Raw genomic sequence first — 23,666 nt, 5'->3', positions numbered from 1 at the left:
CCGGCGGAGAACCGGCGGGTAAAGGGAGACGGGGCCGGCAAGCCGACCCGCCGGGCGCAGCGGGCTGCGCCCCACCCTAATCATTATGGCTTATTTGATCGGTGTGGACGTGCCGTTGGCATGCCATTCGAACACGCCGAACTCGAAGCCTTTCAGATCGCCCTTGTCATCCCAGGTCAGCGGCCCCATCACGGTCTCCACCGGCTTGCCGGTTTTCAGATCCTTGACGATATCCGCCGGCTCCTGGCTGCCGCTGCGCTCCATGCCGGTGGTCAGCGACTGCAGTGCGGCATAGGTGGTCCAGACGAACGGGCCGGTCGGATCCAGCTTCTTGGCTTTCAATGCATCGACGATCGGCTGGTTGGCAGGCACCTGGTCGTAGCGTTTCGGCAGCGTCACCAGCATGCCTTCCGAAGCGGCCCCGGCGATGTTGGACAGCGAGGAGTTGCCCACGCCCTCCGGCCCCATGAAGCGGGTGGTCAACCCGGCCTGCTTGGCCTGACGCAGGATCTGGCCCATTTCCGGGTAGTAACCGCCGAAGTACACGAAGTCGATATTTTCTTTCTTCAGGCGCGCCACCAGGGTGGAGAAGTCTTTGTCGCCGGCGGTGATGCCTTCGAACATCGCCACTTCGGTGCCCTGTTTTTTCAGGCTGTCGCGCACCGAGCGGGCCAGGCCTTCACCGTATTGCTGCTTGTCGTGCACCACGGCGATGCGCTTCGGCTTGATGTCGCTGAGGATGTATTTGGCGGCGGTCGGGCCCTGATCCGAGTCCAGGCCGGTGGTGCGCAGGATCATCTTGTAGCCGCGGGTGGTCAGATCGGCGTTGGTGGCCGCCGGGGTAATCATGATCACGCCTTCGTCTTCATAGATATCGGACGCCGGCTGGGTGGACGAGGAGCACAGGTGGCCGATCACGTAGCGAATGCCGTCGTTGATCACCTTATTGGCGACCGCAACCGCCTGTTTCGGGTCGCAGGCGTCGTCGTATTCCACGCCGACCAGCTTGTCGCCCTTGATGCCGCCCTTGGCGTTGATGTCGGCAATCGCCTGGCGCGCGCCGGTAAACTCCATGTCGCCATACTGCGCGACCGGGCCGGACATCGCCCCGACGATCGCCACCTTGATGTCTTTCGCCATGGCCGCCTGGCTCATGGCCATCGCAATACAACCCGCCAGCAGTGCCTTACCTGTTGTTAATTTCATCCGCAAATCCCCATCTGTCGTTGTGAACGTACCTGTTGTGTTTGCCTGCGCCCGATCGTTATTGACCGCTTTTGTTATAAGTAATAATGATTTAGGCGTTTTATCGGCATTATTTTCTAATAAGACTTTATTTTTCATACCATTAAACAGGAATTTTCTTCTGCAAATCAACTTCATCCGGCAGAAACAAGCGGTGTAAACAGGATAAAATTCGAATTAAATCTGCGCTCTTTACCTTGAGGCGTAGTGCGTTGTGCTGGTTAACAATCCGTTTACTAACTATTTACTCGGAAAATGCCCCGTGCAAAAAACATATTGCACAGTAATCGTACAGAAAAACTTACACAACGCTCTGCACAAGATCTATTACACTGTCGGCATCATTTAGCTGCGCGGAAATTCTGCATGAAACTGACCATCGAGCGCCTGACCGCGCTGTCCCCGCAAGACCTTATCGACCTCGGTAAAATTTGGCCGCACCAGCAGCCGGAACAGTGGCAGAGCTGGCTGAGCGACGGCAAGGCGCTATTCGCCGCCCGCTTCAACGAGCGGCTGCTGGGGGCGGTGAAAATCGCGCTGCAGGACGACCGCGCCGAACTGCAGGACCTGCTGGTGCGCGAAGTGACGCGCCGCCGTGGCGTCGGTCTTTACCTGGTGCAGGATGCGCAGCGTCAGCTGCCGCAGGCCGCCCACTGGCAGCTGTCGACCGCCGGCCTGGCGCCGCGCGAACGCGGGGAAGTCGATAACTTCATGCGCGCCTGCGGCTTCGCACCGCAGGGCGATCTCTGGCAAAAATGAAACGCCGGCTGGCGGCGCTGGTCTTGATTGCGCTGGGGCTGGCGGCCGCGCTCCTCGGGCGCCAGCAGGCGCTGCGCCTGGCCTCAGACTGGGATCAGCAGGTTTATGTCTGGCAGCGGGTCTGGACGCCGCAGCACGCCGATGCGCTGGCGCACAGCCGCGATCTGTTCGGTGGGCTGCGGGTGCTGGCGCTACAGGTACATCCGCGCGAGGGCTGGCGGGAGATCCCAGCCGATCTCAGCCTGCTGAAGCAGGACGGCCGCCCGCTCTGGCTGGTAGCACGCCTCGACGGCCAGCTGCCGCAGCTGGACCAAGAAGCCATTATCCAGCGTCTGCTGGCGCTCACCCAACGCTGGCAGGCGGCCGGGCTGCCCGTCACCGGCGTCGAGATCGATCATGACGCCGCCACCGCCCACCTGCCGGACTACCAACGCTTTCTACAGCGGCTGCGCCAACGGCTGCCCACCGCTTTGCAACTCGGCATCACCGCCCTGCCGGCCTGGATCGGCTCACCCGCTCTGCCCGGCGTACTGCAGCAGGCCGACAGCTCCGTCCTGCAGGTGCATGCGGTGCTCTCGCCGCAGCAGGGGCTGTTTGACGGCCCCTTGGCGCTGCGCTGGGTGCGGCAGTACGCCGCCGTCACACCGAAGCCGTTTCGCGTCGCGCTGCCGGCCTACGGCATGGCGCTGCTGGGGTTTGATGCGCAGGGCGCGCAGGTGGAGAGCGAATCCTCGCTGCGCGTGGCGGGCAACGGCCGCGAGCTGACGGTAGCGCCGCAGCAGATCGCCGATTTTCTGCAGACGCTGGCGCAGCAAACGCCGCCCCGGCTGCGCGGCATTATCTGGTTTCGCTTGCCGCTGGTGGACGATCGGCGCGCCTGGTCGCTCGCCACGCTGCGAGCGGTGATCGAACGGCGGCCGCTGAACGTCGACTGGCAGGTAAAATTTAGGCCTCAGCCACAGCAAAACGGGCTGTATGATCTGATAATTCATAACAACGGGCCGGTGGACGCCCCGCTGCCGCAAGAGGTGGTCATCCGCGCCGACGACTGCCTGGCAGCGGACGCGGTCGGCAACTACCGGCTGGAATCCGCACCGCAACGGCAACGCTTTATCCGCATCAGCGGCGACCAGCTGCGCGCCGGGCAATCCCGGCCGCTGGGCTGGCTGCGCTGCCAACAACTGACGCCAGGAGGCACCCTTGTCACACCTTGATTCGCGCGCGGCACGGAACACCCGCCGCCTTCTTCCGCTGGCCATGCTGATCGGCGCCGCGCTGGCGCTGCCGCTGAACGGCTATGCCTGCGGTCCGGATTTTCCTAACCGGCTGCTGATCGACCGCAACGGCACCCTGCTGTATATGCCGGAGGGCAATTTCGCCTTCGAAGCCGGCCGACTGGTGCCGGCGGATAAGCAGCTGCCGCACTGGCAAGCCCCCCCGCCGCCGATGCCGCCGAAACCGATGCCGCAGTCGCCGGAAACGGTGGCAATCGGCAAAATGCGCGCCGCCAAAACGGTGGAAGAGGCTGACGCCGTCAATACTCAGGGGTTGTCCAACGCCGCGCGCCTTTATCAACTGGGCGCCGTCGCTTTCGCCAACCACGATCCGCGCGCCGCAGAGTATTTCCAGCAGGTGCTGAAGCTGCCGGCCGCCGAACAGGGCGACTGGGGACTGCGGGCGCAGTATTCGCTTGGGCGGGTGTTGATGAATGACCACGGCACGCCGATGAATGAATCGGGTGAAGCGGCGCCCGCCGCCGAGCATCCGCCTAAAGCCGAACTTGAACAGGCGTTGGCGGCGTTCCAGCAAGTGATCGATCGGGTGAAAAGCGGCGCCGCCGACCCCGATCAGCTGGCGCTGAGCAGCCTCGGGCAGCAGGCGCGCATCCACCTGTGGCTGGGTGACGTCGCTCCCGCCGCCCACCTGTACGCACAGCAGGCGGCGCAGGGCGATCCGAGCGGCGGGCAGTCGCTGCAGTACGTCTCCAGTTTCCTGGTCAATCCCGACCATCTGGAAACGCTGAAACAGGTTATCGGCGATCCCTTAATCCAACAGCTGGTGACCATTGAACTGTTCGCCCGCAGCGGCAACCTGCAGATGGCGGATACCGACGGCAACGGCCGCTCCGCACAGATCATCAGCCAGATCCTGACGCTGCTGGACGGCACGGTGAAAAGCGGCTTCGCCGGCAGCGATCGGCTGGCGGCATTGGCCTACCGTTCCGGGCAGTACCCGATGGCGGCCAGCCTGCTGAAAAACGCCGGCGACAGCGGCCTGGCGTGGTGGCTGCGCGCCAAAATGGCGCTGCGTGACGGTGACGTGAAAGCTGCCACCGCCGCCTATGCCAAGGCGGCAAGCGCATTCCCCGCCGACGAAAGCTGGGGCGAACAGCGCAACGCCGACTTCGTCGCGGAAACCATCGTGCCCGAGTGCCGGGTGGCCGGCGAACAGGCTATCCTGGCGCTGAACCGCGGCGACTATCTGCAGGCGATGGACCTGCTGTATCGCGGCAAGGCGATCTACTGGGCCGACGTGGCCGATGTGGCGGAGCGGGTGCTGACCGTCGATGAGTTGAAAGGCTTTGTCGATAAGCACGCCCCGGCGCCGACGACGCCGCTCAAGCCGGTTAACCCGGACGACTACGGCGGCCAGCAGATCACGCCGGAAGTGCAGCTGCGCGAACTGTTGGCGCGGCGCTTGATGCGCGCCGGGCGGGCCGCAGAGGCGCAGGCCTACTTCGATATCCCCAACTACCGCCAGGCGGCGCAGCAGTATGCCGACGAGCTGAAGGCCGCCAAGGACAAGTCCGCCGCGCCGCTGACGCGCGCACAGGCTTACTATCGCGCCGCCAACCTGCTACGCGCCCAGGGGCTGGAGTTTACCGGCTATGAGATGACGCCGGACTACGCCATCTATGGCGCCGGCTATTCCTATCTGGGGGATGCGTTCGATACTCGCGAGCTGAAGCACAAAAGCTGGATAGACAGCGCAGAAGCGGCGCGCGCCAAGGCGGCGCTGCCGGCGCAGGACAACCGTTTCCTGCACTATCGCTGGCAGGCCGTGGGGTTGGCGCAGCAGGCGGCCGATCTGCTGCCGCCGAAAAGCCAGGCCTACGCCGCCGTGCTGTGTAACGCCGCCAGTTGGGTTATCAAGCGCGACGCCAAGACCGGTCGGGCGCTTTATCAGCGCTACATCAACACCGGCACCCGCTACCCGTGGGCGGCAAAATTCGGCTACGACTGCCCGGCGCCGGACTTCGCCACTGTTGCGCCATAACGCCGAATTTCAGGCATGAAAAAGCCCGGCTTGCCGGGCTTTTTTTTCGAATATCGCATCGACTCAGGCTTCAATCGCCATTTTCAATTTCTTCATGGCGTTCTTTTCCAACTGGCGCACACGCTCGGCGGAAACGCCGTACTGATCGGCCAGCTCCTGCAGCGTCGACTTGTTGTCGTCGTCCAGCCAACGGGCGCGGATGATATGCTGGCTGCGCTCGTCCAGACCTTCCAGCGCATAGGCCAGTTTGTCTGCGGCGTTGCTTTCCCAGTTATCTTCCTCGATGCCTTCGGCGAAGTCCGAGCTCTTGTCCTGCAGGTACAGCACCGGCGCCATCGCCTGGCCATCGCGGGCCTCGTCGTCCGGAGTCGGATCGAAGGTCATGTCCTGCGCCGCCATGCGAGATTCCATCTCGCGCACGTCTTTGCTGGTGACGCCCAGCTCGCGGGCCACCAGCTCCACTTCGTCCTGGTTGAACCAGCCTAAACGCTGTTTGGTTTTGCGCAGGTTAAAGAACAGCTTGCGCTGCGCTTTGGTGGTCGCCACTTTCACGATGCGCCAGTTGCGCAATACGTACTCGTGGATTTCCGCCTTAATCCAATGCACCGCAAAGGAAACCAGACGCACGCCGACTTCAGGGTTGAAGCGGCGAACGGCTTTCATCAGGCCGATATTACCTTCCTGAATCAGATCCGCCTGCGGCAGACCGTAGCCTGAATAGTTGCGGGCAATATGAGCGACAAAGCGCAGGTGAGACAGGATGAGCTGCTTAGCGGCATCCAGATCGCCCTGATAATGCAGCCGTTCAGCCAGCTCCCGCTCTTCCTCTGCCGTCAGCATCGGATAGGCGTTGGCTGCCCGGATATAGGCTTCCAAGCTACCTTGGGGTACTAAGGCTAAAGTTTGCATTTCTTTGGTCATTCAAACCCTCTCTATGAGAATACAAAATCATGCAGGTGATTATTACAGCGGGGAAATGATTGATTCTACGGCAGTTGCTGAAGCAAAAGCGGTTCCACACGCCGGGCACCTTAACATTTGCTGCAATTTTTGACCGTACTCCGCCCTATAAGTTCACCCTTTTTTGCAAGCATTGTTGCTGACAATACGTGACGAGGGTGCAGGCCGATAGGGAATTTGTGCGCTAAGAAGAGAGGTGTGGTGCTGACTTCGCTTGAGGTCACTCTTCTCCCGCAACGCGATCAAAAGCAGCAGGAGAAGAGTATACCAAAAAAATCTTACTGTGGTGTAAATCGGCGTAAATGTTGCACTGTCGCCAGCCAGGCGGCGATCCAGCCGATCATCGCGGAGATGATCAGCAGCAGCAGCGCCTCGTCCCAGCCCAGCCCGTGCAGGGTGAAGGTGGTGCCGAATACCTTGGCTACCCCGGCGACGACCGACTCCAGCTGCCACACCAGCGCGCCTGAGAGCACCAGCGACAGCAGCGCGCCGGCAAAGCCCAGCATCGCCCCGCCGTTGAGGAACGGCCGCAGGATAAAGCCGTCGGTGGCGCCGATCAGCTTCATCACATTGATGGTGTCGCGACGGCTGAAGATGCTCAGACGCACGCTGTTGCCGATAACCAGGAACACCGCCACGATCATCAGCACGCCGATGATCGCCGCGATCTGGCCCGCCAGCCCGGTGAGCGCCGCCAGGCGGGCAAACCAGCTGTCATCCATACGCACTTCTTCCACGCCCTGCACCGCCGCTACGCGATCGCGCAGGGTGTTGAGGGTGTCCGAACTCTGGAAGCTCATCTTCGGCGTGACGATCGCCACCGCCGGCAGCGGGTTCTCTTCCAGCATGTCCAGCGCGCCGCCAAAGCCCGACCAGTTGCGGAACTCGCCGCGCGCTTCTTCACGCGACAGGTAGTTCACCTTCTCCACGCCGGCTTCCGCCTTGATGGCATCGAGCACTTTCAGCGCCGCGTCGTCATCGAGCGACTTATCCAGGTAGACCGTCAGCTGCGGCGTCGGGTACCACTGGCTGGCCGCGGTGCTGACGTTTTTCCACACGATGTAGCACACGCTCGGCAGCGTCAGGGAGATGGCGATCACCATCACCGTCAGCAGCGTCGCCAACGGCTGACGCAGCATGTCTTTGATGGCGTTCATCCAGGCGTAACGCCACTGTTCGCGCCAGCCGCCGCGCAGCGCCTTGCTCTTGGCGGTTTTTGCGTTATTGGCCATGGTGAGCGCCCCCTTGCATGCGGCCCTGGCTCAGCGTCAGGATGCGGTAATTACGGCGGGCGATAAGCCCGGTGTCGTGCGTCGCCATTAATACGGTGACGCCGACGCGGTTGAATTCTTCAAACAGGCGCAGAATGCCTTCCGACAGCGCGTCGTCCAGGTTGCCGGTCGGCTCATCCGCCAGCAGCACCGCCGGCTTGTTCACCACCGCACGGGCGATGCCCACGCGCTGCTGCTCACCGCCGGACAGCTGAATCGGGAAGTTTTTCGCTTTATCCAGCAAACCGACCTTGTCCAGCGCGGCGGAGACGCGGCGACGGATGTCTTCGGTGCTGGCGCCGGCGATGATCAGCGGCATCGCCACGTTGTCATACACCGTGCGATCCAGCAGCAGATGGTGATCCTGGAAGATCATGCCGATCTGCCGACGCAGAAACGGCACCTCGCGGTTTTTCAAACGGCTGATGTCGTGGCCGCCAAACCAGATGTGGCCGGCGCTGGGCCGTTCGATACCGCAAATCAGTTTCAGCAGGGTACTTTTCCCCGCGCCGGAATGGCCGGTCAGAAACGCCATTTCCGCCGGGCGCAGATGGAAATCGACCCCCTGCAGCGCTTGCCGTCCGCCCAGATAAGCTTTACTGACCTGTTCAAAGCGAATCATCCGTATTAATCCTCTCGGGCAAAAAGTGCCTCAATAAAATCGTCAGCCTTAAACGGCCGCAAATCTTCGATGCCTTCCCCGACGCCGATATAGCGAATCGGGATACCGAACTGATCGGCGATGGCGAAGATCACCCCGCCCTTGGCGGTACCGTCCAGTTTAGTCAGCGTGATGCCGGTTAAGCCCACGGCCTCATTAAATAATTTCGCCTGACTGACCGCATTCTGGCCGGTGCTGGCATCGAGCGTCAGCATAACCTCATGGGGGGCCTGGTCGTCCAGTTTTTTCATGACGCGGACGATCTTCTTCAGCTCTTCCATCAGGTGCGATTTGTTCTGCAGACGGCCGGCGGTATCGGCGATCAAGACATCGATGCCGCGCGCCTTGGCAGCCTGCACCGCATCGAAGATCACCGAAGCGGAATCCGCGCCGGTATGCTGCGCCACCACCGGGATGCGGTTGCGTTCGCCCCACACCTGCAGCTGCTCTACCGCCGCGGCGCGGAAAGTATCCCCCGCCGCCAGCATTACCGACTTGCCTTCCGCCTGGAACTGGCGCGCCAGCTTACCGATGGTGGTGGTTTTACCCACGCCGTTCACGCCGACCATCAGGATGACATACGGGGTTTTCCCGCTGACATCCAGCGGCTGATCGACCTTGGCCAGAATTCCGGACATTTCCTCCTTCAGCTTGCCGTACAGCGCTTCGGCGTCTTTCAGCTGCTTGCGGCTGGCGTGCTGGGTCAGGGAAGTGATGATCTTGCGCGTGGTATCCACGCCGACATCGGCGATCAGCAGCTGTTCTTCCAACTCGTCGAACAGGTCGTCGTCGATCTTTTTACCGCGGAACAGCCCCATAAAGCCGGAGCCAAGGTTTTGCTTGGTCTTCAGCAGGCTGCGCTTCAGGCGAGCGAAGAAGCCTTCTTTGGTCGGGCGCTCCTGCTCTTGCGCAGCGGCCGGCGCTACAGGTTCAAGCAGCTCTTCTTCTTCCGGCTCCGGTTCAGGTTCGGCGACCGGCTCGGGCTCAACAATCGGCTCAGGTTCAACAACCGGCTCGGGCTCAACGACCGGCTCAGGTTCGACGACCGGCTCAGGCTCAACAACCGGCTCGGGCTCGACGACCGGCTCAGGTTCAACAACTGGCTCTGGCTCAACGACCGGCTCAGGTTCAACAACTGGCTCTGGCTCAACGACCGGCTCAGGTTCAACAACTGGCTCTGGCTCGACGACCGGCTCAGGTTCGACGACCGGCTCTGACTCGACGATCGGCTGCTGCTGCGCCACCACCTGCTCGGTCACGCTGACAATCTCTTCGGCCAACGCTTGCGCCGTTGGGTGTTCGGCCGCCGCCGGCAGGTTCTCCGCGATTTGTTCGCCGGCCTGACCGTTATCCCACTCTCCCGGGGTGTCGACGGAGGCGGCAGGTTCAGATTCCTGGGCGGGGAGCTTGTCATCCAGCTTGGCGGCAGCCGGTTCAGCCGGCGTCTCCGCGGCCTGAGGCTCCGCCTGCTCTACCGGCTGCTCAGGTTGCTGTTGCTCTTCTTCCTTTTCCTTCTGGCCAAAGCCCAGCCAGGAGAAAAACCCACGTTTCTTATCTTTTGCCATGTTATGACTCTACTCCGTACCGAAGGCTCGCTTACCCTACATACCTGAAGGATATATGCTGACAATAATCCGCCGAGTCTATCACTTTCCCTCGCGCAGCAACACGCATCCGGCATGCTTTCCGGTGTGAAATCAGACAACAAAGTTTTACCGTTCCCCCCGACGCCCGTCACCGGTAGAATAGGGGCAACTTTTCGTTAACCTCTGCGGCCCCGCGCCGCAAAAGAAATCAAACAACGCTTATGACAAGACTCTCGCCACGGGCGACGGCCAAAAAACCGCCCCAGGCCGCAGCCGGACAGATCCGCATCATCGGCGGCCAATGGCGCGGTCGCAAGCTTCCGGTGCCGAACAGCCCGGGGCTGCGCCCCACCACCGATCGGGTGCGCGAAACCCTGTTCAACTGGCTGGCGCCGGTGATTCAGGGCGCGCGCTGTCTGGACTGTTTCGCCGGCAGCGGCGCATTAGGGCTGGAAGCGCTGTCGCGCTACGCCGGCAGCGCCACGCTGCTGGAATTCGAACGGCCGGTGGCGCAGCAGCTGGAAAAAAATCTGGCGCTGCTGCAGGGCAAAGGGGTGGTTATCAACACCAACGCGCTGAGCTGGCTGGCGGGCGAGGGCCAACCGTTTGACGTGGTGTTTCTCGATCCGCCGTTTCGCAAAGGCCTGCTGGCGGAGACCGCCTTGTTGCTGGAGCAGCGAGGCTGGCTGGCCGACGAGGCCTGGATCTATGTAGAAGCCGAGGCGGAAAGCGCCGCGGCGGACGTGCCTGCCAGCTGGCAGCTGCACCGGGAGAAAGTCGCCGGCCAGGTGGCCTATCGCCTTTATATTCGTTCGCAAGAGAAAACCGACCATGCTGATTAATCTGGGCCGCCTGCTGATGCTGTGCGTGTGGGGCTTCCTGCTCTCTAACCTGTTCCATCCGTTTCCCAAGCCGCTAAAGTATTTCATCGACGTGGCGCTGTTCTTTATGGTGGTGATGCACGGCCTGCAGCTGGTGCTGCTGAAATCCACCCAGCCGAAGGATCAGCCGATCAGCTACTGGCAAGAAGCCAAGATCTTTATCTTTGGCGTGTTCGAGCTGTTGGCCTGGCAGAAGAAACAGCCGCCCATCAAGAAAAAGTGACCGCTACGGCTGAACGGTGAAAGAGACGAAGCGCGTGCCCTGCATGTTCAACGTGCCCTGCGCGCCTTGTTCTATCGGGTTGTATTGCCACTGTTTCAGCCGAAGCTGGATGTCTTCACCGCCCTGTACCGGGCGGAACACCACCTCGTAATACATCGGCTCATTGACCAGCGGTTCGCGCTGCGGCGCACGGGTCTTGGCGACCGGGAAGCTTCGCTTGTCGCTCACCGTCACCTGCAGACTGCGCATCGGTGCGCGGTCGTTTTCCGCCTCCTGCTGGCGCTGTTTGAAATAGCGTTGCGTGGCCAGCACGGCGATCAGCGCAATCACGGCGACAAAAAACAACGGTGGCTTACTCATCGGTTTCCCATTTCCTTCGCGGCCAAATCGGCGTAAACATAGCATTCTCAAGAAAGCATTGTCGATCGTCGGCAGGCTACCTACACTGAAATAAGAAGTGACATGGGTGACAGTTTGGAGCCGGTTGTTGCGGCTCCCTCATACATAAGGAAGACATAATGAGTTGGCCGTTCCTTGCCGTATTCTTTTCCGGTTGGCTGTTCGTCGACGCCTCATACCGTGGGCCGCGCTGGCAACGCTGGGTGTTCAAACCCGTCACGCTGCTGCTGCTGTTGCTGTTGGCCTGGCAGGCGCCGGTGCTCAGCGCGGCAGGTTATCTGATCGTACTCGGCCTGCTGGCGACGCTGATCGGCGACGCGCTGCTCCTGTTGCCGCGCGAGCGGGTGCTGTACGCCATCGGCGCCTTTTTCCTCTCCCACCTGCTGTATACCCTGAGCTTCGCCAGCCAGATGACGTTCAGTCTGTTCTGGCCGCTGCCGCTGGCGCTGCTGGCGATAGGCGCGTTGCTGCTGGCCACCCTTTGGACCCGGCTGGAAGAGATGCGCTGGCCGATCGTCACCTACGTGGCGATGACGCTGCTGATGGTCTGGTTGGCGGGCGAACAATATTTCCTGCGCAGCACCGATTTCGGCTTCTCGCTGCTGACCGGTACCTCGCTATTGCTGCTGGCCAACGTGGTTTGGCTGATCAACCGCTACCGTTTCACCTTCCGCGCAGCGGACGCCATCGTCGCTTTCTGTTACTTCTCCGGCCACTTCCTGATCGTGCGCTCACTCTACCTGTAACGACCTGCCGCGGGTTCGGCACGCCGAACCCGTTCCCACATCAAGCCAACGCTTTCAACGTTAAGGCATCATCGGCACCCAGCTGGTTGCGATACAGATCGCCGTCGCGCGAGAAGAACGCCAGCGTGCTGCCATCCGCCCGCAGCAGGGCGATGCCGTCCGGCGCCGGGCGCCAGCCCACCACCTCGGCCGCAAACACGCTTTGCAGACAACGTTGCCGATCCACCAGCTGATAGCCGTTGGTTTCACTTTGCTCATTCGCCAAAAACTCGATTTGGCATTGCCGTTCGCTGTCGGCCACCTGCCATTGCCCCGCCAGCGACTGCGCGGTCGGCAGCGCCAGGCTGCCGGCCATGACCGCACTCGTCACCATCATGCCGCCCGCCGCCAGAGCGGTGCGCGTTAAAGTACCTTTCATACCGGGCTCCCGCATCACGCCCGGCCGAGACTGCGCCGGGCGTGTCGTTGCTGTGTTACACGATAAAGTCGGTGGCGACGTCTACCTGACCGACGATTTTCACCAGGAAGTCCGGCGCCTGATGACCCCCGATGTTCACCGACAAATCGGTCACGTTGTTGGAAGCGTTGTAGCTGAGCAGCGCTTCACCGGCCGCGCCGCTGAAGTGATCGACGAAGTGGATGAAATCACTGCTCTGCGCCTCTTTGTTGAAGAACGACAGGTCAATTTTGTCGATCCCTTTCTGGAAGTCGCGGATCCAGTCCGAAGCACCCGGTGCAGAATCGCTGGCAGCGGTGAACACGAAGGTATCCTGGCCGGAACCGCCCCACAACTCATCCGCCCCACCGCCGCCGAACAGCACGTCATTGCCCGCGCCGCCTTTCAGCACGTTGTTGGCCGCGTTGCCGACGATCACGTCATTGCCGGAACCGCCAATGGCGTTCTCGATGGTCACCCCGGCGGCGATCGAGACGTTGCCCTTCAAACCACCCACGTCGGAGAACGATTTCTCATTCAGGTTGATGCGCTGGTTCGCAGTGTAACCGGAGAAGTCGAAGGTATCGTTGCCGCCCGCATCCCAGACCGCAAAGATCAGTTTTTGCGAGTTGCTGGTGGTGCTGTAGTAATCGCGGCCGGTATTGGAGTTAAAGCCGTACACGGTGTCGCCGGTGCGGGTCGACAAGTTAGCGCCATACAGGTGTTGAATGGCGGCAATGTCGTCCAGCAGCGGAGCGGCGGCGTAGTGACCGCCGTTGTCGCCACCGGTGTTGGTTTCACTCCAGTAGCTCATCAGGCTGAACTGGCGGGTGTCTTCCGCATAGCTCGCGTCGCGGTAGGTTGGGTTGCCTTGACCGGCGTTGTAATCGCCCGGGTGGCTCAGGCCCAGCGCATGGCCAATCTCATGGGTGAACGTCTGGCGACCGTAGTCTTCGGTCGCCGGATGTTTCACGTTGGATTGGTTGACGTTGTACCAGGTCTGGCCGCCCAGATCCTGGCCCTGCCAAATGGTGTTCGGCAGGAAGGCATAGGCCTGAGTGCCGTAATCATAGTGGCCGGGGCGATCCTGGCTGTAGTTGCCGAAGGTGATGTTGGCTTTTTGGCCGGCCGCCACTTCGGTGAAGGTGATATTGGCGACGTCAGCCCAGGACTGCAGCGACAGCTTAGCCTGCTGCTGCTGTTCCGCGCTGAACTTGCTCAGCCCGGTGTCGCCGGCGACGTTGGTGGCAGAGAACTTATAGTCCGGGAAGGAGAAGGTTAATTTAACCGGCTGGCCAAATACCTTGTAACCGTTCCAGGTTTGGTTCTCACGGGTAATAAACAGCCCAGCTTGCTCGTTAGAAAATGAATCCTTGCCATTAATCTGAATCCCGTTGCCACGCTCATGATAATGCAGCAGGTCGGCTACAGCATCGTAGCCGGTTTTGGCGGCTGCGAAGTTGGATTCAGTAATTTCAATTGCCTTTTTAGTAGATTGCATTGGTTCGATTCCACTCATTATCTGATCGTTATCAATCAGACAGATAGACATAACCTCCCCGTAAGCTACGGTTAATGAACCTTAAGCTTGCTGGAAGGGGCTTATGCGCCGTTGCCGGCAGTGTGTTAGGTAGAATTAATGCATATATATCAGCAAATAAGATTGCCATTAAAAATGGTAATCGATTCCAATTATAGGCAGGGTCGCGAAACTGAACATAAAATAATCAACCTTTTATTGTCTCAACGAAAGTTTGTTATGCTGCTTTTTAGGCTTCTTTACAAAACAAATGAAACTTAACGAGGATAAGTTGGCACCAAACTTCAATAACAATGCGGCCTGCAGGCACAAGCGAATCATGCTGGCTTGGTACGAGTAAAAAGGTAAATTTTGCTAAAGCGTTATAGGTTAATAACTCTTTATTATTAGGTCAGGCGACTTTTTAGTTTCTATAGGAATATTATTTTCTTATTTAAACTAACGGCAGTGAGGCTTTTCACCCAAATAGGGGATAAGAAAAGCCTATAGATTTAAATTCGCATTATTCATTATTGAATGAATACCCCTTTATACACTCGAACGCCGTTAGCAATAATTCTCATCCGGCGCTTGACTCTGGAGTTGACTCCAGGGTGTAGAGTCAGCTGAGCAAACCCGTTTAACAGCCCGAAGGGGGGACGTTATGCACAATCAGCAAAACCATAATCATCAGGAACATCACCACACCGAAGGCGGATGCGGCTGCAACCACAGCCACAGCAAAACCCAGCATGGCTGCAGCAGCGAGCCGAAAAACGCCGCCGCACAGGCCGAACACACCCACCACCATCACGATCATGGCGATAGCAGCTGCTGCACCGCCGCACCCGACGATCCGGACGAGGAAAGCGACAGGCTGGCCGCCGCTCCCCCTTCCGGTAGCCAACGTTTCAGCTGGAAAGTCACCGGCATGGACTGCCCCAGCTGCGCCAAGAAAATCGAAAATGCCGTCACCGCACTCCCCGGCGTCGACAGCGCGCGCGTGTTGTTCGCCACCGAGAAACTGGTGGTCGATGCGCAGTCCGATATCAGCCTGCGGATCCAGGACGCGGTCGCCCAGGCCGGCTTTACCCTGCTCGGCACTCAGATCGCCAAAGCCGCCGCGCCGAAAACTTCACGCTTCGGCGAATTCGCACCGCTGCTGCTGTTGACCACCCTGATGGTCGTCAGCTGGGTGCTGGATCGGGTTAACCCGGAGCTGGGCCGCATCGCCTTTATCGCCACCACGCTGGTCGGATTGGCACCGGTCGCCGCCAAGGCGCTGCGTCTGATTCGTTCCGGCACGCCGTTCGCCATCGAAACGCTGATGAGCGTGGCGGCCATCGGCGCGCTGTTCATCGGCGCCACTGCCGAGGCGGCGATGGTACTGCTGCTGTTTATGGTCGGTGAACTGCTGGAATCCTACGCCGCCAACCGCGCGCGGCGCGGCGTGACGGCGCTGATGGAGCTGGTGCCGGAAGATGCGCTGCTGCTGCAAGGTGCGGAGCGCAAACGCGTGCCGGTCGCCAGCCTGCGTCCGGGCGACGTGATTGAAATCGCACCCGGCGGGCGCCTGCCGGCCGACGCCGAGCTGCTCAATCCGTTCGCCAGCTTCGACGAAAGCGCCCTGACCGGCGAATCGGTACCGGTCGAGCGCCAACAGGGTGAGAAAGTGGCCGCCGGCAGCCTGTCCGTCGATCAGGCGGCGCAGATGAAGGTGATCTCCGAGCCCGGCAAAAACGCCATCGACCGCATTTTGCAGCTGATTGAGGAGGCCGAAGAGCGCCGCGCGCCGATAGAACGCTTCCTCGATCGGTTCAGCCGTTATTACACCCCGGCCATTATGCTGCTGGCCGTCGCGGTGATCCTGGTGCCGCCGCTGCTGTTCTCGCAGCCGTGGGATACCTGGATCTATCGCGGCCTGACGCTGCTGCTGATCGGCTGCCCATGCGCATTGGTGATCTCGACCCCGGCGGCGATCACATCCGGGCTGGCAGCCGCCACGCGGCGTGGCGCGCTGATTAAAGGCGGTGCGGCGCTGGAGCAACTGGGCCAGATCCAAACTATCGCCTTCGATAAAACCGGCACCCTGACCGAAGGCAAGCCGACGGTGACCGACGTGCTGCCGATCGGCGCGCTCACCGAACAGCGGCTGCTGCAGCTTGCCGCCGCGGTGGAAGCCGGTTCACATCACCCGCTGGCGCAGGCGATCATCAACCGCGCCGCCGAAAGCGGGACGGAGCTGCCGCTGGCGCAGGCGCGCCGCGCGCTGGCCGGCGTCGGCGTGGAAGGGATCGTGGACGGCAAGACCGTGCTGATCAGCGCGCCGGGCAAGCTGGCACTGGGCCTGCTCGACGCCCAATGGCAGAGCCAGGTAGACAAGCTGGAAAACGCCGGCAAAACGGCGGTAGTGGTGCTGGAAGACGGCGCGCCCATCGGCTTGCTGGCGCTGCGCGATACGCTGCGCGGCGACGCCAAACAGGCCATAGCCGAACTGAACGCGCTGGGTATTCGCGGCGTGATGCTGACCGGCGACAACCCGCGCGCCGCCGCGGCGATCGCCGGCGAGCTGGGCCTCGACTATCGTGCCGGTCTGCTGCCGGAAGATAAGGTCAGCGCGGTTACCGAACTGAGCGAACTGCGCCCGACGGCGATGATCGGCGACGGGATCAACGACGCCCCGGCGATGAAGGCCTCCAGCATCGGCATCGCCATGGGCAGCGGCACCGACGTGGCATTGGAAACCGCCGACGCCGCCCTGACCCACAACCGGCTGGTGGGCGTCGCGGAGATGATCCGCATCTCGCGCGCCACCCACGCCAATATCCGGCAAAACATCACCATCGCATTGGGGCTGAAGGGGGTCTTCCTGATCACCAGCCTGCTGGGGCTGACCGGTTTGTGGCTGGCGGTGCTGGCTGACTCCGGCGCCACCGCGCTGGTCACCGCCAACGCGCTGCGGCTGTTGAAAAAGCGCAGCTAAGTTCGGAAACCAATACGGGCGCGGCATACCGCGCCCGTTGTCATTTCGGGGAAAGAGACTTTTCCTTCATCAACACGACCTTGTCGCCGCTATACGCCTTTACGCAGCAAATAACGGTATGGCGCCTGCTCGGTCTCCTGCGCCACCAGCGTGTGTTCCATAAAGCGGCAGAACCCCGGAATATCGCGGGTGGTAGCCGGATCGTCGGCGATAATCAGCAGCGTTTCGCCGTTGTCCATATGGCGCACGGTTTTACGCACCATCATCACCGGTTCCGGGCAACGCAGGCCCAGCGCGTCGAGCGTCTGGTCTGCCTGGGCAAATAAGTCAGTCATGCAATTTTTCTCGTTCAAAAACGATCGGCGAACGCTCGCCGCATCTCATTAGCGCCTAGTTTACGCCGGTAGTTTTTCTGCGCAAGATGCGTTAACGTTTGCGTTAAATTTAACCATTGCATTGGTTGCGCAAACGCGTATCATGCTGCCGCGCAGCGTTTTTTGCTGTTTTAACAAGACACACTGGGTTCCCTCACCCCACTGCTAAAAAGGCTACAATATGTATTCGTTTACCGCACAGCAGCGCTTCACGGCGTTGGTCTGGCTTTCGCTGTTTCATATCGCCATCATTACCTCCAGCAACTACCTGGTGCAGCTGCCGATCACCGTTTTCGGCTTCCATACCACCTGGGGCGCCTTTACCTTCCCGTTTATCTTCCTGGCGACCGATCTGACCGTGCGCATTTTTGGCGCGCCGCTGGCGCGGCGGATTATCCTGGCGGTGATGGTGCCGGCGCTGTTCATCTCTTACGTGATCTCCACCGTCACCTATCAGGGAGAGTGGCAGGGATTCGCGGCGCTGGGCAGTTTTAACCTGTTCGTGGCGCGCATCGCCGTGGCCAGCTTCATGGCCTACGTGCTCGGCCAGATCCTCGACGTACATGTGTTCAACCGCCTGCGCCAGCGCAGCGCCTGGTGGGTGGCACCGGCAGCGGCGATGTTCTTCGGCAACATCAGCGATACGCTGGCGTTCTTCTTCATCGCCTTCTACAAGAGCAGCGATCCCTTCATGGCCAACAACTGGGTGGAGATCGCGCTGGTGGATTACAGCTTCAAGGTGATGATCTGCCTGCTGTTCTTCCTGCCGATGTACGGCGTGTTGCTGAACATGCTGCTCAAACGCATCGCGGCGCGCAGCGGCAGCCTGCAGCCGAGCTGAGCCGTGCTATTCTGGGCGGCCCTATCCTTTGGAGGCCGCCCATGACCCCAATCGTTCGCAACGCCACGCTCGAAGAAATCCACCGTCTTTATCAACGCATCCCCGAATTCGGCAACCTGCATAGCCTGGCCGATCTGCAGCGGCGCATCGGCATCGCCCCCGCCAGCCTGTTGATCGCCGAAATCGACGGTCAGCCGGCCGGTTTCAAGCTCGGTTATCAACAGCGGGAAACGGTGTTTTACAGCTGGCTGGGCGGGGTGCTGCCGGCGTTTCGTCGCCACGGCGTGGCGCAGGCCTTGTTGGCCGAACAGGAACGCTGGGCGCAGGCGCAGGGCTATCACCAGCTGACGGTCAAAACCCGTAACCGGTTCCGCGCCATGCTGACGATGCTGCTCTCCCATCACTATCAGATTGTTCAGCTGGAAAAGAAAGGCGAAGTGGCTGATTATCGGCTATTACTGGAAAAAAACTTGTGACAACATCTGCCTTGCATTTCAACCTGGAATAGGTTGCGATACGACAGTGAATCCCTACCGGAAAGGAATAAGGAAGCCCGATGCGTAAAGTAGCGAAATTGATGGGTATCAGCCTGCTGGCGCTTGGCCTCGCGGCCTGCGACGGCAACACCAAAGACACCAAGGCAGCGCCAGACGGCGCGGCGGCCAGCGCACCGGCCGGGCAGCAGGTGAGCCTGCTGGACGGTAAACTGGCGTTCACGCTGCCGGTCGGCATGGCGGATCAGAGCGGCAAGCTGGGTAACCAGGCCAACAACATGCATGTTTACGCAGACAGCACTGGTCAGCGCGCGGTGATCGTGATCCTGGGCGACAAGACCGCCGACAGCCTGGAGACTCTGGCCAAGCGCCTGGAGAATACCCAGCGCGCGCGTGACGCCAACCTGCAGGTGATCACCAACAAGGCGCTCGACGTCAACGGCGTGCCGCTGCGTCAGCTGGACAGCATCATCACCAGCAGCGGCGAAAAAGCCTATTCCTCCGTCCTGATCGGCTCGCTGAACAACAACATGCTGACCATTCAGGTGACGCTGCCGGCGGACAATCAGCAGCAGGCGCAGACCGAAGCCGAAGGCATCATCTCCACCCTGAAGCTGAAGCAGTAATCCCACAGGGGCCGGCTTGCCGGCCCTTTCGTTTTTACGCCAGCGCCTGCGCCAGCAGGGTGATCGGATGTTCACAGCGCTTGCTGGTGGACATTTCTATCTGCCATTTGCAGGTCTCGCAGTCGGTCACCACCAGATCCACCCCGCTCTCTTCGATCTGCCGGAACAGCGGTGCGCCGATGCCTTGCGAAGTGGCGTAGTTCTCCGATTTGAACCCGTAGGTGCCGGCGATGCCGCAGCACTGGGAATCCAGCACCACCAGCTCCAGCCCCGGTATCTGCCGCAGCAGCTCCAGCGTGTAGGCGGTCCAGCCCATCTTCTCCATATGGCAAGGCGTGTGATAAGCCACCCGCAGCGGCGTGTGCTTCAGCGGCAGGCTACGCCCCTGATTGATCAGGCGGTAGAGATAGCGCGTCGCCAGCTCCACCCGATCGCGCACCGGGGTGGTGTCCACGTCCAGCAGATGAGGGTATTCGTCGCGCAGGGTGAAGGTGCAGCTCGATGAGGTCGCGACCACCGGAATGCCGCGCTCCAGCACCGTTTCATGCAGCGACTCGGCGTTGACCCTGGCCTGCTTTTTGGCCTGCTCGATAAACCCGTTGGCGATCAGCGGCACGCCGCAGCATTTCTCGCGTTTCAGCAGCTGCACGCCGATATCCAGCGCGTTGAACACCCGGATCAAATCCTTGCCCAGCTGCGGATGGTTATAGTTGACGAAGCAGCCGTGGAAAAACGCCACCTGCTCGGCATAACGCTGCTGAGCCTGCGCCTGTTGCCGGTACCAGCGGCGGAAAGTGCCGAACGAGTATTTCGGCAGTTCGCGACGGTGATCGATCTTCAGCGCCTTGTCCAACAGCTTGCGCACCGGTTTCAGCCCGGTAGCGGCGTTGACGATCGGCGCGAACGGCGTCGACAGCGAGCCCATGATGTCGGTGTGGCTGAGGATGGTGTCGCGCAGCGTCGGCTTGCTCTGGGCGAAGTCGGCGCGGGCGCGCTGAATGATGTCGCCGATTTTGACGTCGGACGGGCAGGCCACTTCACAGCGCTTGCAGTTGGTGCAGTATTTCAGCGCTTCGTCGTACAGCGCCGGATCTTTCAGCCGCAGCCGCTCGCCGTCCGGCCCCGCCTGTTTTGGCCCCGGATAGAGCGGGTTCACTTTGGCGACCGGACAGTAGGTGGTGCAGACGGTGCATTTGATGCAGCTTTCAAAGCTGTGGTCCTGATGCAGGCTCATGCGTTTTCCTCCGCGGCAATCTGCTGCGCGACGTGCAGCGCACCGATCAATGACACGCCGGCGCCGCAGCCCTGCTGCAGCGGATCGTAGCCGCCGGCGACCGCGCCGATGGCATACAGATTGTCGAACGGCATTCCCTGCTTCATCGCCCGCAGCCTGCCGTCGGTGCGCACGCCAAACTGCAGATAAGGCTGCGGTGCAAACAGCTCGCGCCGGCTCCAGTCGGCGCGATCGGCGCGGCTGTGCACGTCCAGTCCGAAGATCGGTTCGCGCACCCCGTCGAAATCCGCCACCAGCCCATTGCTGAAGAAGCTGCCGCTGGCCAGCACCACCTGCTGTGCCCGCAGCGGAATATCGCCGTGGTTACGGGTATACAGGCCGGTGACGCGGCCGGCTTCACACTCGGCGCGTAGCACGCTGTCGCCAGGCATGAAAACGCCGCCCAGCTGTTGGAAACGCCGCCGCAGTGCCTGATGCAAGCGCATGCCGGGCACCGAAGGCGGCAGCGTCGGCAGCAGCCGGATCGGTTTGCCGACCGCATCCTGCAGCACCGCCAGCGACGCGTCGTCCTCCATGCCCAAACAGGCCGGCAGGAAGAGCGCGTCGGCCTCGCCCGCCAACCGCCGCAGCTCCTCGGCCATCGGCGGCAGGCTTTCCATCAAATCCAGCACCCGGGCGATGTTCACCGCGCGGAACTCGCTGGGGTTATTGCGCAATCTGTCCAGCGCCGGCATGTGCAGATAGGCTACCTCCGTCTCTACGCCGAGCTCCCGGCTCAGAGAGTCAGCGGCCATCTGCGGCTGGAAGTCGAGGAACCCCTCGATGCCGATCACTGCAATACGCCGCCACGGCAGTTGGCCGGTCAGCGGCAGCGTCGGGATCGCCTGCGGGCTGAGCCAGGTGGCGCGGCGCGTGCCTAGCGGCGTAATACGCAGATGGTTATTGGCGCCCTCGCCCTGCAGGTTCAGCCCGCAGCGCTCCAGCAGCCGCTGCGCGGCGGCGGACAGCGCCGCCACCCGGCCGGGCCCGATCAGGGCATACGGATGCTGCGGCGCCTGCTGCGCCAACTGGGGTAACGCCGCCAGCGGCATCTCGACCGGCGTGCCGTCCGGCAATCTCGCCAGCAGATCGAGCGAGCCGGAGGAGAAGTAGAGCGCGCTCTGGCCGGAACTGACCACCGCGCAGCGCTTGCCCTGTTCGGCTACGGCAATGGCGCAGCTCAGGCCGGCCAGGCCGCCGCCAATCACCACTACGTCAAATCGCATCATCCGCCTCCTGCTCCTTGTCGGCCTGGGCCTCAAGCCCGCATAACCCCTGGTAAACCCAGCTGGTAAATTCACTCTCACGCAGCGCATCGCCCCAGGCGATCGGCCGTACGCCTTTCCACCGTTCGTTGAGGAACTGCGACAGCTGCGCGATGGACTGCTGCGGCGTGCTGACCTTGAAGCGCGTCAGCAGCCCGGCGGCGCGGCAGGCGCAGAGTTCCCCCTGGCAGGTGCCCATGCCGACGCGGGTGCGGCGGCGCAGATCCACCAGGTTATTGACGGTCAGCGAGTTGACCGCATAGCGCACTTCCCCGGCGGTCACCGCCTCGCATTCGCACACCAGGCTGGTGTCGAGCCGATCGGCCGCCGGCACCTGGCTGGCGCGATCGCCGTGGCGGTAAATTGCCGAGCCGCGAATGCTGGCGGGCAGAGAAACCACGCTGCGCACCGTTTCCTCCGCCGACTGGCGGGAGCCGGGCAACGCGTCCTGCGCGGTGGTGCACGGGCGGTTTACGCCAAGCTTTTCGCACACCTTGTCAGTGGCCCACTCCGCCATCAGGCGGTAGGTCATCAGCTTGCCGCCGGTGATGGTGATAAACCCTTCCAGCCCGTCGCGAGCGGCGTGATCGAGCAGCACGATGCCGCGGCTGACGTTGCGCCCGCTGGGATCGTCGTCGCTGGCCACCAGCGGCCGCACCCCGGCATAGGCGCGCAGAATGCGGGTCTGCGCCAGGGTGGGCGCCAGCAGCGCTCCCTCGCGGATCAGAATGTCCACCTCCTGCGGGGTCACCAGCATGTTGTCAATTTGGTCGTAATCGATATGGGTCGAGGTGGTGCCGATCAGCGAGATGGTGTCGCCCGGCACCAGGATGTCGGCATCCGCCGGTTTGCGACAGCGGTTGATCACCATGTTGTTGATGCGGTGGCCGAGGATCAGCAGCGCCCCTTTGGCCGGGAACATGCGGATGCGCAAGTCGGCGTATTCGGCGATCTGCTGGCCCCAGATGCCGGCGGCGTTGACCACCACCGGCGCATGCAGCTCATAACGCCGCTGATTCTGATGGTCGTAAACGCGCACGCCCGTCACCCGGTCGCCGCTGCGCAGCAGCCCCACCACCTGGTGGTAGGTCAGGATCTGCGCGCCGTGTTCACGCGCGTCCAGCATGTTGGCGGCGGTCAACCGGAAGGGATCGACGGTGCCGTCCGGCACCCGCACCGCGCCGATCAGCGTCGGGTTGGCCGCCGGCTCCAGGCGCAGCGCCAGCTGCGGGTCGATAGCTTCAGCGTCGATGTCGGCCTGGCGACAGGCGTCGATAAACTGTTGCTGATAGTCCAGCGAGTCCTGCGGCAAGGTGATGAACAGCCCATCGGTGCGCTCGATGCAGTGGTGGGCAATGCGTTTCAGGATGCGGTTCTCTTCGATGCACTCGCGCGCCGACTCGCCGTCGGTCACCGCATAGCGCGCGCCGCTGTGCAGTAAACCGTGGTTGCGGCCGGTGGCGCCGGTGGCGATGTCGTGGCGCTCCAGCAAGATGCAGCGCAAGCCGCGCCGCGCACAGTCGCGGGCGATGCCTGCACCGGTGGCGCCGCCGCCGATGATGATCACATCCGTTTCGCCGCCGTCAAAATAGCTGCTCATGTCGCTCCCTCAGGATCGGTAGTTATGAGCCTATTGAGCCACGGTTATTAGGGTCTTTGTTTGATAAGGAACAATAACGAACATGAAACGAAATAAAAATGTCCACAAAAAACCATCAATGTGATCATAATCACGATTTTTGGACGTTTTTCTATTTCATAACGTTAACGAATCGCTCAAAATCCGCCGTGGTTTCATGAAAGTGTAACAATTGCGCCATTCGTCACAGCGACACCAGGCGTATTTGA

The 23,666-nt window shown here is 61.5% G+C and carries 22 protein-coding genes; 10 read left to right on the top strand and 12 right to left on the bottom strand.

Going from position 1 to position 23,666, the window contains the following annotated elements:
• Positions 1-90: 90 nt before the first annotated feature.
• A complete protein-coding gene (locus ACUXAC_RS22790) occupies positions 91-1,206 on the bottom strand; it encodes a branched-chain amino acid ABC transporter substrate-binding protein (RefSeq protein ID WP_025304902.1) in 1,116 nt (371 codons plus the stop codon).
• Between the two features lie 405 nt (positions 1,207-1,611).
• Between ACUXAC_RS22790 and panM the strand changes: the two genes are divergently transcribed.
• From panM to ACUXAC_RS22775, 3 genes are read left to right on the top strand one after another with little or no spacing between them, the layout of a single operon-like run.
• Positions 1,612-2,004, top strand: a complete 393-nt coding sequence (gene panM / locus ACUXAC_RS22785; protein WP_149571833.1) for an aspartate 1-decarboxylase autocleavage activator PanM — start codon at positions 1,612-1,614, stop codon at positions 2,002-2,004.
• Positions 2,001-3,218 carry a DUF3142 domain-containing protein gene (locus ACUXAC_RS22780; RefSeq protein WP_421115356.1) on the top strand — a complete coding sequence of 406 codons (1,218 nt, stop codon included), beginning with the start codon at positions 2,001-2,003 and terminating at the stop codon, positions 3,216-3,218. Before panM ends, ACUXAC_RS22780 begins: the two co-directional genes overlap by 4 nt.
• Before the next feature lie 43 nt (positions 3,219-3,261).
• On the top strand, positions 3,262-5,280 hold the full coding sequence (locus ACUXAC_RS22775; protein WP_421115357.1) for a hypothetical protein: 2,019 nt from the start codon (positions 3,262-3,264) through the stop codon (positions 5,278-5,280).
• A 63-nt stretch (positions 5,281-5,343) separates the two neighbouring features.
• On the opposite strand, the gene rpoH is transcribed toward ACUXAC_RS22775, so the two are convergent.
• The 4 genes from rpoH to ftsY form a co-directional block, all read right to left on the bottom strand.
• The gene (gene rpoH, locus ACUXAC_RS22770; RefSeq protein WP_038874147.1) at positions 5,344-6,201 is read right to left on the bottom strand and encodes an RNA polymerase sigma factor RpoH; all 858 of its coding nucleotides are present in this window, start codon (positions 6,199-6,201) and stop codon (positions 5,344-5,346) included.
• A gap of 317 nt (positions 6,202-6,518) precedes the next feature.
• Positions 6,519-7,472 (bottom strand): permease-like cell division protein FtsX, encoded by a 954-nt coding sequence (ftsX, locus tag ACUXAC_RS22765; protein WP_033636680.1) that lies wholly within the window; start codon positions 7,470-7,472, stop codon positions 6,519-6,521.
• Positions 7,462-8,133, bottom strand: a complete 672-nt coding sequence (gene ftsE, locus ACUXAC_RS22760) for a cell division ATP-binding protein FtsE (protein WP_004934337.1) — start codon at positions 8,131-8,133, stop codon at positions 7,462-7,464. Before ftsE ends, ftsX begins: the two co-directional genes overlap by 11 nt.
• A gap of 5 nt (positions 8,134-8,138) precedes the next feature.
• Positions 8,139-9,737 (bottom strand): signal recognition particle-docking protein FtsY, encoded by a 1,599-nt coding sequence (ftsY, locus tag ACUXAC_RS22755; RefSeq protein WP_421115355.1) that lies wholly within the window; start codon positions 9,735-9,737, stop codon positions 8,139-8,141.
• A gap of 242 nt (positions 9,738-9,979) precedes the next feature.
• Here ftsY and rsmD point away from each other — a divergent pair, with 242 nt between their 5' ends.
• Together rsmD and ACUXAC_RS22745 are read left to right on the top strand one after the other, a co-directional pair.
• Positions 9,980-10,600, top strand: a complete 621-nt coding sequence (rsmD, locus tag ACUXAC_RS22750) for a 16S rRNA (guanine(966)-N(2))-methyltransferase (protein WP_060424175.1) — start codon at positions 9,980-9,982, stop codon at positions 10,598-10,600.
• On the top strand, positions 10,590-10,862 hold the full coding sequence (locus ACUXAC_RS22745) for a DUF1145 family protein (protein WP_004934327.1): 273 nt from the start codon (positions 10,590-10,592) through the stop codon (positions 10,860-10,862). The genes rsmD and ACUXAC_RS22745 overlap by 11 nt, the downstream gene beginning before the upstream one ends.
• Positions 10,863-10,865: 3 nt before the next feature.
• On the opposite strand, the gene ACUXAC_RS22740 is transcribed toward ACUXAC_RS22745, so the two are convergent.
• A complete protein-coding gene (locus tag ACUXAC_RS22740; protein ID WP_060424177.1) occupies positions 10,866-11,222 on the bottom strand; it encodes a DUF2500 domain-containing protein in 357 nt (118 codons plus the stop codon).
• Between the two features lie 158 nt (positions 11,223-11,380).
• Between ACUXAC_RS22740 and ACUXAC_RS22735 the strand changes: the two genes are divergently transcribed.
• Entirely contained in the window at positions 11,381-12,007 is a 627-nt protein-coding gene (locus ACUXAC_RS22735; protein ID WP_049200035.1) for a lysoplasmalogenase, read from the top strand.
• A 40-nt stretch (positions 12,008-12,047) separates the two neighbouring features.
• Here ACUXAC_RS22735 and ACUXAC_RS22730 read toward each other — a convergent pair whose 3' ends face one another.
• Both ACUXAC_RS22730 and ACUXAC_RS22725 read right to left on the bottom strand, forming a co-directional pair.
• Positions 12,048-12,425 (bottom strand): AprI/Inh family metalloprotease inhibitor, encoded by a 378-nt coding sequence (locus ACUXAC_RS22730; protein WP_038874139.1) that lies wholly within the window; start codon positions 12,423-12,425, stop codon positions 12,048-12,050.
• A gap of 55 nt (positions 12,426-12,480) precedes the next feature.
• Positions 12,481-13,944, bottom strand: coding sequence for a serralysin family metalloprotease (locus ACUXAC_RS22725; protein ID WP_421115354.1), 1,464 nt, complete (start codon positions 13,942-13,944; stop codon positions 12,481-12,483).
• 682 nt (positions 13,945-14,626) lie between these two features.
• On the opposite strand from ACUXAC_RS22725, the gene ACUXAC_RS22720 reads away from it, so the two are divergent.
• Positions 14,627-16,945, top strand: a complete 2,319-nt coding sequence (locus tag ACUXAC_RS22720) for a zinc/cadmium/mercury/lead-transporting ATPase (protein WP_421115353.1) — start codon at positions 14,627-14,629, stop codon at positions 16,943-16,945.
• An 89-nt stretch (positions 16,946-17,034) separates the two neighbouring features.
• Here ACUXAC_RS22720 and tusA read toward each other — a convergent pair whose 3' ends face one another.
• Positions 17,035-17,280: a sulfurtransferase TusA gene (tusA, locus tag ACUXAC_RS22715; RefSeq protein WP_025304890.1), complete on the bottom strand. Its 246-nt coding sequence runs from the start codon at positions 17,278-17,280 to the stop codon at positions 17,035-17,037.
• A gap of 220 nt (positions 17,281-17,500) precedes the next feature.
• On the opposite strand from tusA, the gene ACUXAC_RS22710 reads away from it, so the two are divergent.
• The 3 genes from ACUXAC_RS22710 to ACUXAC_RS22700 all read left to right on the top strand — a co-directional run bounded on the left by ACUXAC_RS22710 (position 17,501) and on the right by ACUXAC_RS22700 (position 19,280).
• The gene (locus tag ACUXAC_RS22710) at positions 17,501-18,160 is read left to right on the top strand and encodes a 7-cyano-7-deazaguanine/7-aminomethyl-7-deazaguanine transporter (protein WP_060424186.1); all 660 of its coding nucleotides are present in this window, start codon (positions 17,501-17,503) and stop codon (positions 18,158-18,160) included.
• A 41-nt stretch (positions 18,161-18,201) separates the two neighbouring features.
• The gene (locus tag ACUXAC_RS22705; protein WP_421115352.1) at positions 18,202-18,636 is read left to right on the top strand and encodes a GNAT family N-acetyltransferase; all 435 of its coding nucleotides are present in this window, start codon (positions 18,202-18,204) and stop codon (positions 18,634-18,636) included.
• A gap of 80 nt (positions 18,637-18,716) precedes the next feature.
• On the top strand, positions 18,717-19,280 hold the full coding sequence (locus ACUXAC_RS22700; RefSeq protein WP_047729417.1) for a DcrB family lipoprotein: 564 nt from the start codon (positions 18,717-18,719) through the stop codon (positions 19,278-19,280).
• A gap of 34 nt (positions 19,281-19,314) precedes the next feature.
• Here the strand turns inward: ACUXAC_RS22700 and glpC are convergent, their stop codons facing one another.
• Genes glpC through glpA form a run of 3 tightly spaced genes read right to left on the bottom strand, consistent with a single transcriptional unit; the run spans position 19,315 to position 23,418 of the window.
• Positions 19,315-20,514 carry an anaerobic glycerol-3-phosphate dehydrogenase subunit GlpC gene (gene glpC, locus ACUXAC_RS22695; protein WP_421115351.1) on the bottom strand — a complete coding sequence of 400 codons (1,200 nt, stop codon included), beginning with the start codon at positions 20,512-20,514 and terminating at the stop codon, positions 19,315-19,317.
• A complete protein-coding gene (gene glpB / locus ACUXAC_RS22690; RefSeq protein WP_387444052.1) occupies positions 20,511-21,779 on the bottom strand; it encodes a glycerol-3-phosphate dehydrogenase subunit GlpB in 1,269 nt (422 codons plus the stop codon). The genes glpC and glpB overlap by 4 nt, the downstream gene beginning before the upstream one ends.
• Positions 21,769-23,418, bottom strand: a complete 1,650-nt coding sequence (glpA, locus tag ACUXAC_RS22685; protein ID WP_387444049.1) for an anaerobic glycerol-3-phosphate dehydrogenase subunit A — start codon at positions 23,416-23,418, stop codon at positions 21,769-21,771. Before glpA ends, glpB begins: the two co-directional genes overlap by 11 nt.
• Positions 23,419-23,666: the final 248 nt, after the last annotated feature.

The organism is Serratia sp. 121840015-1 (assembly GCF_053627655.1).
Note: the sequence above shows the minus strand (reverse complement) of the source record. Positions and strands in the feature narration are given on the sequence as shown.

What these genes read in the sequence shown, in the direction of transcription:
- ACUXAC_RS22790 (WP_025304902.1), bottom strand. Translation starts at nt 1,206, where the DNA reads ATGAAATTAACAACAGGTAAGGCACTGCTGGCGGGTTGTATTGCGATG.
- panM (WP_149571833.1), top strand. Translation starts at nt 1,612, where the DNA reads ATGAAACTGACCATCGAGCGCCTGACCGCGCTGTCCCCGCAAGACCTT.
- ACUXAC_RS22780 (WP_421115356.1), top strand. Translation starts at nt 2,001, where the DNA reads ATGAAACGCCGGCTGGCGGCGCTGGTCTTGATTGCGCTGGGGCTGGCG.
- ACUXAC_RS22775 (WP_421115357.1), top strand. Translation starts at nt 3,262, where the DNA reads ATGCTGATCGGCGCCGCGCTGGCGCTGCCGCTGAACGGCTATGCCTGC.
- rpoH (WP_038874147.1), bottom strand. Translation starts at nt 6,201, where the DNA reads ATGACCAAAGAAATGCAAACTTTAGCCTTAGTACCCCAAGGTAGCTTG.
- ftsX (WP_033636680.1), bottom strand. Translation starts at nt 7,472, where the DNA reads ATGGCCAATAACGCAAAAACCGCCAAGAGCAAGGCGCTGCGCGGCGGC.
- ftsE (WP_004934337.1), bottom strand. Translation starts at nt 8,133, where the DNA reads ATGATTCGCTTTGAACAGGTCAGTAAAGCTTATCTGGGCGGACGGCAA.
- ftsY (WP_421115355.1), bottom strand. Translation starts at nt 9,737, where the DNA reads ATGGCAAAAGATAAGAAACGTGGGTTTTTCTCCTGGCTGGGCTTTGGC.
- rsmD (WP_060424175.1), top strand. Translation starts at nt 9,980, where the DNA reads ATGACAAGACTCTCGCCACGGGCGACGGCCAAAAAACCGCCCCAGGCC.
- ACUXAC_RS22745 (WP_004934327.1), top strand. Translation starts at nt 10,590, where the DNA reads ATGCTGATTAATCTGGGCCGCCTGCTGATGCTGTGCGTGTGGGGCTTC.
- ACUXAC_RS22740 (WP_060424177.1), bottom strand. Translation starts at nt 11,222, where the DNA reads ATGAGTAAGCCACCGTTGTTTTTTGTCGCCGTGATTGCGCTGATCGCC.
- ACUXAC_RS22735 (WP_049200035.1), top strand. Translation starts at nt 11,381, where the DNA reads ATGAGTTGGCCGTTCCTTGCCGTATTCTTTTCCGGTTGGCTGTTCGTC.
- ACUXAC_RS22730 (WP_038874139.1), bottom strand. Translation starts at nt 12,425, where the DNA reads ATGAAAGGTACTTTAACGCGCACCGCTCTGGCGGCGGGCGGCATGATG.
- ACUXAC_RS22725 (WP_421115354.1), bottom strand. Translation starts at nt 13,944, where the DNA reads ATGCAATCTACTAAAAAGGCAATTGAAATTACTGAATCCAACTTCGCA.
- ACUXAC_RS22720 (WP_421115353.1), top strand. Translation starts at nt 14,627, where the DNA reads ATGCACAATCAGCAAAACCATAATCATCAGGAACATCACCACACCGAA.
- tusA (WP_025304890.1), bottom strand. Translation starts at nt 17,280, where the DNA reads ATGACTGACTTATTTGCCCAGGCAGACCAGACGCTCGACGCGCTGGGC.
- ACUXAC_RS22710 (WP_060424186.1), top strand. Translation starts at nt 17,501, where the DNA reads ATGTATTCGTTTACCGCACAGCAGCGCTTCACGGCGTTGGTCTGGCTT.
- ACUXAC_RS22705 (WP_421115352.1), top strand. Translation starts at nt 18,202, where the DNA reads ATGACCCCAATCGTTCGCAACGCCACGCTCGAAGAAATCCACCGTCTT.
- ACUXAC_RS22700 (WP_047729417.1), top strand. Translation starts at nt 18,717, where the DNA reads ATGCGTAAAGTAGCGAAATTGATGGGTATCAGCCTGCTGGCGCTTGGC.
- glpC (WP_421115351.1), bottom strand. Translation starts at nt 20,514, where the DNA reads ATGAGCCTGCATCAGGACCACAGCTTTGAAAGCTGCATCAAATGCACC.
- glpB (WP_387444052.1), bottom strand. Translation starts at nt 21,779, where the DNA reads ATGCGATTTGACGTAGTGGTGATTGGCGGCGGCCTGGCCGGCCTGAGC.
- glpA (WP_387444049.1), bottom strand. Translation starts at nt 23,418, where the DNA reads ATGAGCAGCTATTTTGACGGCGGCGAAACGGATGTGATCATCATCGGC.